Raw genomic sequence first — 12,768 nt, forward strand, 5'->3', positions numbered from 1 at the left:
GCTCACACGTCCCGGCTGTTGAGCAGGGCGACCGCGCCGGCGAACGCGGCGGCCGTGACGCCGAGCGCGATCCACAGCGGGTCCCAGCCGCTCGGGCCGCCGGTGTCGCTGAGGGAGTTGGAGTAGAAGACGGCCAGCTGGTTCGGGATCGAGTACTCGAACAGCGCCTGGCGGAGGTCCTCCAGCGCCTGGGAGAACATGAACAGCGCGATCACCAGCGGCGCCAGCACCACGCCGATCATGATCGTGATGGCGCCCGCCGAATGCCGGATGACCGAGCCGATGACGAGCGAGAGCAGTCCGAGCAGGGCGATGTAGAACGAGATGCCGAGGGTGCCCTTCAGCCATTCCTCGCCGGACGGGGTCTTGGCCGAGCTCAGCATGGCCACATCGGCGAGCGCGACGAGCAGCACCGACACGAACGTCACGGTGAACGCGACCGCGAAGAACACGATCGCCTTCGCCGCGAGCACGCGGGCGCGGGACGGGCACGCGGTCATCGTGGTGCGGATCATCCCGGTGCCGTACTCGGAGGCCGTGGTCAGCACGCCGAGCGTGATGATGCAGATGCTGCCCAGCAGCAGGCCGAAGACGCCGAAGGACAGCGGGTTCTCGCCCGACAGGCTGCCGTCCGACTCGTTGGCGCTCACCAGCGCGGCGACCAGCAGGCCGATGCCCACCACGAGCAGCACGAACACGCCGAGCGTCCACATGGTCGACCGGACGGACCTGATCTTCGTCCACTCCGAGGCGAGCGCGTGCCCGAGATGGGTGCGCACCACGGGGATCGGCGAGGTGTAGCCGGGATACGGCGAACCGGGCGCCGGCGCCTGCCAGTCGGGTGCGGCGGCCTGCGGCATCGGGGGCTGCGGGGTGCTCATCGGGCGTCCTCGGGCTTGGTCAGGTCGGCGGGGGCGGCGAAGGGGGCGGAACCTTCCGGCGCCGGCTGCGGGGGGCTCGGCGGCTGCGCCGGAGCGGCGGGCTGCGGCGCGGGGGCCTCGCCGGCCGGTGCCGCGGGCACGGGCGGCTGCAGGGGCGCCTGGGGCGCCTGGGGGGCCGGCTGGGCGTACGGGTTGCCCTCACCCGCGGACGGCGCCGCGGGGGCGCCGTACGGGCTCGCCGGGGGCTGCCCGGCGCCGCCGTACGGGCCCGGCTGTCCCGGCTGCCCCTGCGGCATCGCGAACGGCTGGCCGCCCTGTGCGGGCGGCGGCGGGGCGTACCAGCCGGGCTGGCCCTGGCCGGGCACCGGCATCGGGGGCTGGGCACCCGGCGGCAACGGCTGCATCAGGCCCGCCTTCTGGTCGGCCGTGGAGCGGTAGTCGACGGCGGCCTGGGTCATCCGCATGTACGCCTCCTCCAGCGAGGCCTGATGCGGCGACAGCTCCCACAGGCGTACGTCGGCGTCGTGCGCGATGTCGCTGATGCGGGGGAGGGGCAGCCCGGTGATCCGCAGGGCGCCGTCCTGCTCGGGCAGCACGTGCCCGCCCGCCTCGGTCAGCGCGGACGTCAGCTTCTCCCGCAGCTGCGGATCCGTGTCCGGGGTGCGCACGCGCGCGAAACCGGCGGAGTTGGCGGCGATGAAGTCCGGCACGCTCATGTCGGCGAGCAGTTGCCCGCGGCCGATCACGATGAGGTGGTCGGCGGTCAGCGCCATCTCGCTCATCAGGTGCGAGGAGACGAAGACCGTACGCCCCTCCGCCGCGAGCGCCTTCATCAGGTTGCGCACCCACAGGATGCCCTCGGGGTCGAGGCCGTTGACCGGCTCGTCGAAGAGCAGCACCTGAGGATCGCCCAGCAGCGCGCCGGCGATGCCGAGCCGCTGCCCCATGCCGAGGGAGAAGCCCTTGGAGCGCCGCCTTGCCACGTCCTGCAGGCCCACCACGCCCAGCACCTCGTCGACCCGGCGGGAGGGGATGCCGGACAGCTGCGCGAGGCTCAGCAGGTGGTTGCGGGCGGACCGGCCGCCGTGCACCGCCTTGGCGTCGAGCAGCGCACCCACCTGCCGCGGCGCGTTCGGCAGCTTCGCGTACGGGTAGCCGCCGATCGTCACCTGCCCCGCGGACGGGTTGTCCAGGCCGAGGATCATCCTCATCGTCGTCGACTTGCCGGAGCCGTTGGGACCCAGGAAGCCGGTGACGGCCCCCGGCCGCACCCGGAACGAAAGGTTGTACACAGCGGTCTTGTCGCCGTAGCGCTTGGTCAGGCCGACTGCCTCGATCATGCTCCGCACCCATCAAAAGGTTCAGGACAGCGGGGCACACGCCCCCGTAAGGGTTAGGAGGATATCGAGGCGCTGACGGTTCCGCTCAAGAGGAGGTAAAACCTGAGCCGCTGCTCACGCGTCCCGCCTCCGCAGCAGCACGTACCCGCCGAGCAGCGCCGCGACCACCCACAGCAGCATGATCCCGAGACCGCCCCAGGGACCGTACGGGGTGTCGTCGTCGATCCTCGGCACCACCTGCATGATCCTGCTGCCCGCCTGGTCCGGCAGGAACCGGCCGATCTTCTTCGTCGCGGAGACGTTCCCCAGGATGTTGGAGATCAGGAAGAAGAACGGCATCAGGATGCCCAGCGACAGCATCGGCGAGCGCAGCATCGCGGCCACCCCCATCGAGAACACGGCGATGAGGGTCATGTAGAGCCCGCCGCCGATGACCGCGCGCAGCACGTGCGGGTCGCCGAGGGCGGTCCTGTGCGAGCCGAGCATCGCCTGCCCGAGGAAGAAGGCGACGAAGCTGGTCGCCATGGAGACGACGAGCGCGAGGCCGGTCGCCACGCCGATCTTCCCGGCGAGGAAGGTGCCGCGCTGCGGCACGGCCGCCAGCGAGGTGCGGATCATGCCGGTGCTGTACTCGTTGGACACCACCAGCACCCCGAACACGATCATCGCGAGCTGGCCGAGGCTCATGCCGGCGAAACTGATGTAGGTGGGGTCGAAGGACAGCCGGTCCTTCGCGCTCATGTTGTCGAACTCGCTCTTCGTCAGCGCCGAGATCAGCATGCCGAGGGCGATGGTGACCACCACCGCGAGGGAGAGGGTCCACACGGTCGAGGCCACCGACCGGATCTTGGTCCACTCGGACCGCACCACCTGGATCGCCGCCATCCTCAGCTCCTCTCCCAGCCGTCGCCCCAGGCCGGCCGCGGCTCGCCGGGCGCGTCGGAGTGCGCGTGGTACTCCACGGACTCGGCGGTCAGCCGCATGAACGCCTCCTCCAGGGAAGCCTGCTGCGGGCTGAGCTCGTGCAGCACGATCTGGTGCTGGGCCGCCAGCTCACCGATGTGCTCGGCCTTCCCGCCGTCCACCTCCAGCGCCCCGCTCCCGGACTCCACGACGGTGACCCCGGCCTCGTGCAGCACGTCGAGCAGGCGCTCGCGCTGCGGGCTGCGCACCCGGACGTAGGACCGCGAGTTCTGCTCGATGAACTCGGCCATGGAGGTGTCCGCGAGCAGCCGCCCCTGGCCGATGACGACCAGATGGTCCGCGGTGAGCGCCATCTCGCTCATCAGGTGGGAGGAGACGAACACCGTCCGTCCCTGCGCGGCCAGCGATTTCATCAGGGTGCGGATCCAGTGGATGCCCTCGGGGTCCAGGCCGTTGACCGGCTCGTCGAACATCAGGATCCGCGGATCGCCGAGCAGCGCGCCCGCGATGCCGAGCCGCTGCCCCATACCGAGGGAGAACCCCTTGGCCTTCTTCCTCGCGACGCCCGTCAGGCCGACGGTGTCCAGCACCTCCGCCACCCGGCCGCGCGGGATGCCGTTGCTCTGCGCGAGGCAGAGCAGGTGGTTGTAGGCGCTGCGCCCGCCGTGCATCGCCTTCGCGTCCAGCAGGGCGCCGATGTACTTCAGGGGGTCCTTGAGACGGTCGTAGTGCTTGCCGTCGATCCGGACGTCTCCCGCCGTCGGCCGGTCCAGTCGGAGCATCATGCGCATCGTCGTCGACTTGCCGGCGCCGTTGGGGCCCAGGAACCCGGTGACGATGCCCGGTCTGACGGTGAAGGTGAGGTCGTCGACCGCCACCTTCTCGCCGTAACGCTTCGTCAGGCCCGCCAGCTCGATCATGCGGCCACGCTAAGACGCCTCCTGCGCCGGTGCCACCGGAAGGACGCGCGGGCACGGCGAAGGCCCGCACCTCCGGGGGAGACGGTACGGGCCTTCGGACGTAGTGCTGGTTACCGGGTCTGCTGAGCCGGGACCCCACGGGAGATCGGCTCGTCGTCGGCCGGCGTGCCGGCGGCGGCCACCGCGGCGCCCGTGAGCGTCGCGAGCATCTCGCGGACGTTCGTCAGCTGGGCGTTGATGCTGTCGCGGCGGTTGGTGAGAGCGGCCAGCTCGCGCTCGGATTCCGAACGGATCCGGTCGGCCTTGGCGTTGGCGTCCGCCACGATGTCCTCGGCCTGACGCTGGGCCGTCTCCACCGTCTGGCGGGCGCGGCGCTCGGCGTCGGTGCGCAGCTTCTCCGCCTCCAGACGCAGCTGCTCGGCGCGGTGCTCGATCTCGGCGAGGCGCTTCTCCGCCTTGGCCTGGCGCGAGGCCAGGTCGCGCTCCGACTGCTCGCGGCGCTTGGCGAGGTTCGTCTCGAAGTCCGCGGCGGCCTGGGCGGCCTTGGCACGGGTCTCCTCGAAGAGGGCGTCCGCCTCCTCGCGCTTCGACTGCGCGTCCTTCTGGGCCTCGGAACGCAGCTGGGAGGCGTCGCTCTTGGCCTTCTCGACGATCCGGACGCCCTCGTCCTCGGCCTTGGCCTTGCGCTCCGCCGCGAACGACTCCGCGTCGTTGCGGACCTGCTGGGCCGCCGACTCGGCCAGCTCGCGGTGCTGCTCGGCCGCGCGCCGGGCCTCCTCGCGCAGATCCTTGGCCTCTTCCTCGGCGAGGCGCAGGATCTTCTCGACACGCGCGCCGAGACCGGCGTACGACGGCTCCGCGTCGCTTACCTGAGCCTGGGCGTTCTGCGTCTCGAGGTGGAGCTCCTCGATGCGCTTTTCCAGAGCGGTGATGCGGGCGAGAGCGCTGTCACGGTCGGAGACGAGCTTGGAGATGCGTTCGTCCACCTGAGCGCGGTCGTACCCACGCCGCACAAGCTCGAAGCCGTAGGGGGAAGTGTCGCTCATGGGGTTCCTGTCAAATGAGACCGGTGAGGTGATAGGGGGAATCCTAGGGGCCGAAGCGGTGTGTCATCGAGCGGATACGTGTTTGATCTGGAGAATGACACCCCTTTTGAGTGGCTGACCCCCGGACGGCTTGCCAAAAATGTGGTCAAAGGCCCCTGACCGCATCGCATTTCGACCGGTCGGTCAGCTGTCCGAAGGCTTGCCACCCGAACGAGGGGCTCCGACCACGGCGCCCGCCTTGACCCCCGCGTCCTTGCCCGACGGGGCCTCGAAGGACTCCAACGCCTCCAGGACGTCCTGGACCCGGGAGATCTCGGCCTGGATGTCCTCGCGCCGGCGCACCAGGATCTCCAGCTCGCGCTTGCCCTCCTCGACCGTGGCCTTGGCCTCGCGGATCGCCTCCGCCTTGAGCTCCTCGGCCTCCCGCACGAGCGTCGACTTCTTCTGCTCGGCCTCCTTCAGCAGGCCCTCCGCCTTCTTCACGGCGGCGATACGGACCTTGCCGGCCTCGGAGTTGGCCTCCGACACCAACTCCTTCGCCTTCGCCTGGGCCTTGGCGAGCTGCTCCTCGGCGGCCTTGATCAGCGCGTCGCAGCGGTCGCCGGTGGACTTCATCGTCTCCGCGGCCTCGCGGCGGGCCCGCTCGTGCAGGGCCTCGATCTCGCCGGTGATGCGGTCGCGCAGCTCCTCCGCGCGCTCCCGGATCTGCGTGGCGTCGCGCCGGGCGCCGACCAGCAGCTCGTCGGCGTCCGTACGGGCCTTCTCCACCAGCGAGTTGCCGTCGACCGTCGCCTCCGACACCAGCCGGTCGGCCTCCTTGCGGGCCGCGCCCACCATGGAGTCGGCCCGCGCCTCCGCCTCGGCGGTCGTCTTGTGCGCCTGCTGCTGCGCCTCGGTGAGCAGCTTGTCGGCCTCGGCCGTGGTCTCCGTGATGAGCGTGTCGACCTGCTCGGCCACGTCCTGACGCCGCTTGTTGGCGTCCCTGCGGGCCTCGTCCAGGGTGCGCTCGGCCTCCTCGCGCGCACGGTTGACCAGCCGCTCGGCCTCCGCCGCCGCCTCGGCCTTGACGCGCTGGGACTCGCTGCGGATCCGCTCGGCGTGCTGCTGGGCGGAGCCCACGGTCTCGGCGGCCTCGGCGCGCAGCCGCTCGGCGTCGCCGGTGGCGTCCGCGATGAGCTTCTCGGCCTTGGCGACCGCCTCGGCCCGGGTCCGCTCGGCCTCGGCGACCGTGTCGGTGCGCAGCTTGTCGGTGTCCCGGACGGTCTCCGTGGTGAGCCGCTCGGCCTCGTTGCGCGCCTCGGTGATGAGCGTGTCGGCCTGCGTCGCCGCGTCCGACCGGATGCGGTTGGCGTCGTCACGGGCGTCCGCCCGGGTGCGCGCGGCCGCCTGGTCCGCCTCGGCGAGGGCGTCCGAGACCTCCGTACGCACCCGCTGGGCGTGCTCGGCCGCGTCCGAACGCAGCCGCTCGGCCTCGGCGATCGCCTCCGAGACGGTGCGCTCGGCGAGCGCCTTGGCGGCGTCCGTCTCCTCGGCTGCCTCGCGCCGGATGCGGTTGGCGTCCTCGGTGGCCCGCTCGCGCTCCGCGTAGGCGTCGCCGCGGACCCGGTCCGCCTCCTCCTCGGCCTCGCGCCGGGTGCGGTCGGCCGCGTGCTCGGCGGCGCTGCGCAGCCCGGTGATCTCCTCCTGGGCCTGCTCGTGCAGCCCGGCCACGGAGTCCCGCACCTGCTGGGCGCGGAGCTCGGCCGCGGACACCATCTCCGTGGCACGCCGGTCGGCCTCCTCGACCAGCCGCACCGCCTCGGCCTGCGCCTCCTCGACCCGGTTGCGGGCGGAGGCCAGCAGCTCCTCGCTCTGCTCCCGGGCCTGCCGGCGCTCCTGGTCGGCCTCGGTGCGCGCGGCACCGAGGAGTTCCTCGGCCTCGCGGCGGCGCCGGTTGGCCTCCTCCTGAGCCGCGGCCAGCGTCTCGGACGCCTCGGTGCCCAGCCGCTCGGCGGCGGCCTGCGCCTCGGCCCGCACCCGGTCGGCGGTGTCCTGCGCCTCCGACTTCAGCCGCTCGGCCTCGGCCGCGGCCTCCGACCGCAGGCGTACGGCGACGGCCTCGCCCTCGGCGCGGGAGGCCGACGCGTCCGACGCGGCCTCGTCACGCAGCCGCTGCGCCTCCGCCTCGGCCTGCTGCTGCAGCGTGCGGATCCGCTCGGCGGCCTCGGCGCGCAGCCGGTCGGACTCCTCGGCGGCCTCGCGGCGGATCCGCCCAGCCTCCTCGCGGGCCTCGGTCAGCGCCCGCTCGGCCGCGGCGAGCCGCTCCTCGGCCTCGGACTGCAGCCGCGTCAGCTCCGCGGCGGCCTCCGCGCGGCGGGACTCTATGGCCCGCTCGGTCTCCTCGTGCAGCTCGCGCGCGGCCCGCTCGGCCTCCGCCCTGATGCCCTCGGCCTGCTCGGCGACCTCCTCGCGGTGCCGCTCGGCCTCCTGACGGGTGCGCTGGAGGGTCTCCTCGGCCTGCCGGCGCAGCGTGGTCGCCCGCTCGATGGCCTCGGTGCGGACCTTCTCGCTGTCCGTGGTGGCGCTCTGGCGCAGCTCGTCCGCGTCCGCCTTCGCCTTGGACAGCAGCTCCTCGGCGGTCTTGGCGGCCTCCTCGATCTGCGCGACGGCCTCCTTGCGGGCCTCCGCGCGGATCTTCTCGCCCTCGGCGACCGCATCGGAGCGCAGCTGCTCGGCCTCGCCGCGCAGCCGGCGGGCCTCCTCCTGCAGCTCGACCGTCTTGGCGCGGTACTCCTTGGTGTCGTCCTTGGCCGCGCCCTTGAGCTGCTCGGCCAGGTCGTGCGCCTCGGCCCGCAGCCGGTCCGCCTCGGCCTCGGCCTCGGAACGGATCCGCTCGGCCTCCTCGGCGGCGGCCTTCGTGGTGCTACGGGCCTCCTCCGAGGCCTTGTTGAGGACGTCCTCGGCGGTCTTGGCCGCCTTCGACAGCTGGGTGGCGCTCTCCTCGGCGGTGATCGTCCGGGCCTTCTCGGCGGCCTCGGCGACGATCCGCTCGGCCTCGGCGCGGGCGTCCGCCACGGCCTGCTCGGCGTCCGCCTTGGTGGCCTCGGCCTCCTTGGTGGCCTCCTGGACCAGCCGGGCGACCTGCTCCTTCGCCGTGCGCGTGCGCTGCTCGTTCGCCGACTCGGCGCTGGAGAGCGCCTTCTCGGCCCGCGCGGTCGCCTCGGTGACGAGCTTGTCGGCCTCCGCCTGCGCCTTGCGCAGCGCCTCCTCGGCCTCGGTCATGCGCTGCTCGGCGGCGCGGCTGAGCTCCTGCGCCTGCCGACGGGCCGAATCCGACTCCGTGGCCGTGGAGCTGCGCAGCTGCTCGGCGTGGTCGGTGGCCTCCTGGGCCTGTGTGGACGCGGCGTTCAGCAGGCGCTCGGCGTCCGTGCGGGCCCGGCGCAGCAGCTGCTCCGCCTCCGCGCGCGCCGACTCGGCCTCGCTCTGCAGCCGCTGCCGGGCCTCCTCGGTCAGCCGCTCGGCCTCGGCGCGGGCGGCCGCCATGGCCTGCTCGGCCTCGGCGCGGGACTCCTCCAGCAGCCGGCGGGCCTGCGCCTCCGAACGGGCGCGCAGCTGCTCCGCCCAGGCGACGTTCTCGTTGACGTGCGACTCGACCGTCTGCCGGCGCTCCGCGAGCTCCTGGTCCAGCTGCTGGCGGCGGGTGACCGCCTCCTGGTGCAGCTCGGCCTGCAGCCGGGCGGCGTTCTCGGCGTGCTCCTGCAGGATGCGCTGCGTCTGGGCCCGGGCCTGGCTCAGCTCGCGCTCGGCGTCCTGGCGCAGCTGGTCGGCCTGCATCTGCGCGTTGCGCAGCAGCTGCTCGGCCTGGTAGCCGAGGTCACCGCCGTCGAAGGCGGGCCGGGACATGATGGTGCGGCGCGCCTCGTGCAGCTTGGCGCGCAGCACCTCGACCTGGTAGCCGAGGTCCTCGGCGTGCTGGATCGCCTTCTCCCGCTCGGTCTTCAGCCGATCCATCTCGGCCTCGAACCGAGAGAGGTGGTCGACGTCAGCCGCCGGCTCTCGCTCCTGGCGTTCGTAGCCCCGCACTGCGCGGTCCCATCCGTCCCCTGGTCGCATGTCTGGCCATACGAGCTCCGTCCGTCGGACGGACGGAGCCCCCGGGGAATGGTGTCAGATCAACGGCGGAGCATGGGCTGCTGCCCCGCGCTCGCCCCCCGAAACCCGGACCCCGGCGTGCGGCCACCCCGGTTCGAGGAGCGACCGCCCCCAACCCTACCGGCCCTTATGTACGGCGGTCAGTGCTCAGGTGACTCAACAGGCGCCGAAGTGACCAGTTCTGTCAGTACGCCGTGACAATCCTTGGGGTGCAGGAACGTGATCCGTGACCCCATGGAGCCGCGTCGAGGCTCTTCGTACAGAACGCGTACGCCCCTGTCCTTGATGTCGGCGGCGTCGGCGTCGACATCCGCCGTACCGAAAGCGATGTGGTGGACGCCCTCGCCGTTCTTGTCGAGCCACTTGGCGACCGTCGAGTCGGGTCGCGTCGGCTCCAGGAGCTGCAGGTAGGAGGCACCGCCGTCCGAGGTGTCGTTGATCTTCAGCATGGCCTCGCGGACGCCCTGCTCCTCGTTGACCTCGGAGTGGAACACCTCGAAGCCGTACGTGGCCCGGTAGAACTCGACGGTCTTGTCGAGATCGAAACAGGCGATTCCGATGTGGTCGATTCGCGTCAGCATGCTTGTCAGTGCAGCGCTCTTCGGATGGTTACGCAACGTGCGCGCGATCACACCGACGGCCCGGTGACGGCACGGAGTGCCACTCAGTACATTCGAAGTAAACCCTCGTTCACTCCTCGGCAGTGCAGCCGGAAGGGGATCGCAGCTCATGACTGGATCGAACAGCACCACCTCGGTGATCGTCGCGGGGGCCCGTACGCCCATGGGACGACTGCTGGGCTCCCTCAAGTCCTTCTCCGGAGCCGACCTCGGCGGCTTCGCGATCAAGGCCGCCCTCGACCGTGCGGGGATCGGCGGCGACCAGGTGCAGTACGTGATCATGGGCCAGGTGCTCCAGGCCGGCGCGGGCCAGATCCCGGCCCGCCAGGCCGCCGTCAAGGCGGGCATCCCGATGAGCGTCCCGGCGCTCACGATCAACAAGGTCTGCCTGTCCGGCCTCGACGCCATCGCGCTGGCCGACCAGCTGATCCGCGCCGGCGAGTTCGACGTGGTCGTCGCGGGCGGCCAGGAGTCCATGACCAACGCCCCCCACCTGCTGCCGAAGTCCCGCGAGGGCTTCAAGTACGGGGCCATCGAGATGCTCGACGCCATGGCGTACGACGGCCTGACCGACGCCTTCGAGAACATCGCCATGGGCGAGTCCACGGAGAAGCACAACACGCGCCTCGGCATCCGGCGTCCCGAACAGGACGAGATCGCCGCCCTGTCTCACCAGCGCGCGGCGGCCGCCCAGAAGAACGGCATCTTCGAGGCCGAGATCACCCCGGTCGAGATCCCGCAGCGCAAGGGCGAGCCGGTCGTCTTCAGCAAGGACGAGGGCATCCGCGGCGACACGACCGCCGAGTCCCTGGGCAAGCTGCGCCCGGCCTTCACCAAGGACGGCACGATCACCGCGGGCACGAGCTCCCAGATCTCGGACGGTGCGGCGGCCGTGGTCGTGATGAGCAAGGCCAAGGCGCTGGAGCTGGGCCTGGACTGGATCGCCGAGATCGGCGCCCACGGCAACGTGGCCGGCCCGGACAACTCGCTGCAGTCGCAGCCGTCGAACGCGATCCTGCACGCCCTGAAGAAGGAGGGCCTCGGCGTCGAGGACCTCGACCTCATCGAGATCAACGAGGCCTTCGCCGCCGTCGCGGTGCAGTCAATGAAGGACCTCGGCGTGTCCACGGAAAAGGTGAACGTCAACGGTGGTGCGATCGCCCTGGGCCACCCGATCGGCATGTCCGGCGCCCGTCTGGTCCTGCACCTGGCCCTGGAGCTCAAGCGCCGCGGCGGCGGTGTCGGCGCGGCCGCGCTGTGCGGCGGCGGCGGTCAGGGTGACGCGCTGATCGTGCGGGTACCCAAGGCCTGAACCCTCTGTCGTACGTACCTCTCTGAACGGAGCTGTGATGCAGGACGTCTCCACACTCGTCGCCCAGGCGAGGGAAGGCCGGCCACGGGCCGTGGCCCGGCTGATCTCCCTGGTGGAGGGGGCGTCCCCGCAGCTCAGGGAGGTCATGGAGACACTCGCCCCGCTGACGGGCAACGCCTACGTGGTCGGTCTGACGGGCTCGCCCGGCGTCGGCAAGTCCACGTCCACGTCGGCGCTGGTGACCGCCTACCGCAAGCAGGGCAGACGGGTCGGCGTCCTTGCCGTCGACCCGTCCTCCCCCTTCTCCGGCGGCGCCCTGCTCGGCGACCGCGTGCGCATGTCGGAGCACGCGTCCGACCCGGGCGTCTACATCCGCTCGATGGCGACCCGGGGCCACCTCGGCGGGCTCGCCTGGGCGGCCCCGCAGGCCATCCGGGTCCTGGACGCGGCCGGCTGCGAGGTGATCCTCGTGGAGACGGTCGGCGTCGGCCAGTCGGAGGTGGAGATCGCCTCCCAGGCCGACACCAGCGTCGTCCTGCTGGCGCCCGGCATGGGCGACGGCATCCAGGCGGCCAAGGCCGGAATCCTGGAGATCGGCGACGTCTACGTCGTCAACAAGGCCGACCGCGACGGCGCCGACGCCACCGCCCGCGAGCTCAACCACATGCTGGGCCTCGGGGAGTCCCGCGGCCCCGGCGACTGGCGCCCCCCGATCGTCAAGACGGTCGCTGCGCGCGCGGAGGGCGTCGACGAGGTCGTGGAGGCCCTGGAGAAGCACCGCGCGTGGATGGAGGAGCGCGGCGTCCTCGCCGAGCGCCGCCTGGCCCGCGCGGCCCGCGAGGTCGAGACGATCGCCGTCACGGCCCTGCGCGAACGCATCGGGGACCTGCACGGCGACCGCCGCCTGAGCGCCCTGGCGGAGCGGATCGTCGCTGGCGACCTGGACCCGTACCGCGCGGCGGACGAGTTGGTGGCGGGCCTGACGCAGGGCTGAGGCCCCGGAATACGACGGGCGGGGTTCCGGTTCGGACCCCGCCCGTCGTCATGCCGTTCGGCCGCCTAGGGACGCCCCCGCTGCCCGCGCAGGTGTTCCTGGATGGGCTTGAGGGCCTTGTCGAGTTCCGTCAGGGCCTCGGGGGACAGCAGATCGATGAAGTGGCGCCGTACGGACGCCACATGGTGCGGTGCGACCTTCTGCATGGTCTCCATGCCGTGCTCGGTCAGCACCGCGTACAGGCCGCGCCGGTCGGACTCGCAGTTCTCCCGGCGGACGAGGTTCGCGTTCTCCATGCGGGTGATCTGGTGGGAGAGCCGGCTCTTGGACTGCAGGGTGGCGGACGCGAGGTCGCTCATCCGCATCCGTACGTCCTCCGACTCGGAGAGGTTCACCAGGATCTCGTAGTCGTTCATCGTCAGGCCGAACGGCTGCAAATCCCGTTCGAGCTGGTACGTCAACAGCCTGTTGACCTCCAGGTGGGTGCGCCAGGCGCACTGCTCCGCATCGGTCAGCCAGCGCGTGGCCGTCTCGGTCTCCATGAATGAAGTCTACCTAAGAAGTTGAAAAGCGAACTAGTGAGGGTTTTCGCGTGACGGT

10 protein-coding genes are annotated in these 12,768 nt (G+C 71.7%); 2 read left to right on the forward strand and 8 right to left on the reverse strand.

Features of this window, described 5'->3' with window-relative positions; all coding sequences use genetic code 11:
• Positions 1-2 precede the first annotated feature (2 nt).
• The 7 genes from LN251_RS20820 to mce all read right to left on the reverse strand — a co-directional run bounded on the left by LN251_RS20820 (position 3) and on the right by mce (position 9,823).
• A complete protein-coding gene (locus LN251_RS20820) occupies positions 3-881 on the reverse strand; it encodes an ABC transporter permease (RefSeq protein WP_458245712.1) in 879 nt (292 codons plus the stop codon).
• Complete coding sequence (locus LN251_RS20825; protein WP_458245713.1) at positions 878-2,221, reverse strand: ABC transporter ATP-binding protein; 1,344 nt, start codon at positions 2,219-2,221, stop codon at positions 878-880. Before LN251_RS20825 ends, LN251_RS20820 begins: the two co-directional genes overlap by 4 nt.
• Positions 2,222-2,335: 114 nt before the next feature.
• On the reverse strand, positions 2,336-3,106 hold the full coding sequence (locus LN251_RS20830) for an ABC transporter permease (RefSeq protein WP_458245714.1): 771 nt from the start codon (positions 3,104-3,106) through the stop codon (positions 2,336-2,338).
• Between the two features lie 2 nt (positions 3,107-3,108).
• Positions 3,109-4,065: an ABC transporter ATP-binding protein gene (locus LN251_RS20835; RefSeq protein WP_458245715.1), complete on the reverse strand. Its 957-nt coding sequence runs from the start codon at positions 4,063-4,065 to the stop codon at positions 3,109-3,111.
• Positions 4,066-4,175: 110 nt separating this feature from the next.
• On the reverse strand, positions 4,176-5,111 hold the full coding sequence (locus LN251_RS20840) for a cellulose-binding protein (RefSeq protein ID WP_458245716.1): 936 nt from the start codon (positions 5,109-5,111) through the stop codon (positions 4,176-4,178).
• Between the two features lie 183 nt (positions 5,112-5,294).
• Positions 5,295-9,173, reverse strand: coding sequence for a polarized growth protein Scy (scy, locus tag LN251_RS20845; protein WP_458245717.1), 3,879 nt, complete (start codon positions 9,171-9,173; stop codon positions 5,295-5,297).
• Positions 9,174-9,382: 209 nt separating this feature from the next.
• Positions 9,383-9,823 carry a methylmalonyl-CoA epimerase gene (gene mce, locus LN251_RS20850; protein ID WP_458245718.1) on the reverse strand — a complete coding sequence of 147 codons (441 nt, stop codon included), beginning with the start codon at positions 9,821-9,823 and terminating at the stop codon, positions 9,383-9,385.
• Positions 9,824-9,971: 148 nt separating this feature from the next.
• Between mce and LN251_RS20855 the strand changes: the two genes are divergently transcribed.
• Together LN251_RS20855 and meaB are read left to right on the forward strand one after the other, a co-directional pair.
• On the forward strand, positions 9,972-11,174 hold the full coding sequence (locus LN251_RS20855) for an acetyl-CoA C-acetyltransferase (protein WP_458245719.1): 1,203 nt from the start codon (positions 9,972-9,974) through the stop codon (positions 11,172-11,174).
• A gap of 37 nt (positions 11,175-11,211) precedes the next feature.
• Entirely contained in the window at positions 11,212-12,168 is a 957-nt protein-coding gene (meaB, locus tag LN251_RS20860; protein ID WP_458245720.1) for a methylmalonyl Co-A mutase-associated GTPase MeaB, read from the forward strand.
• A 65-nt stretch (positions 12,169-12,233) separates the two neighbouring features.
• Here the strand turns inward: meaB and LN251_RS20865 are convergent, their stop codons facing one another.
• Positions 12,234-12,710 carry a MarR family winged helix-turn-helix transcriptional regulator gene (locus tag LN251_RS20865; protein ID WP_058923117.1) on the reverse strand — a complete coding sequence of 159 codons (477 nt, stop codon included), beginning with the start codon at positions 12,708-12,710 and terminating at the stop codon, positions 12,234-12,236.
• Positions 12,711-12,768: the final 58 nt, after the last annotated feature.

Source organism: Streptomyces sp. MAI_2237 (genome assembly GCF_054189285.1).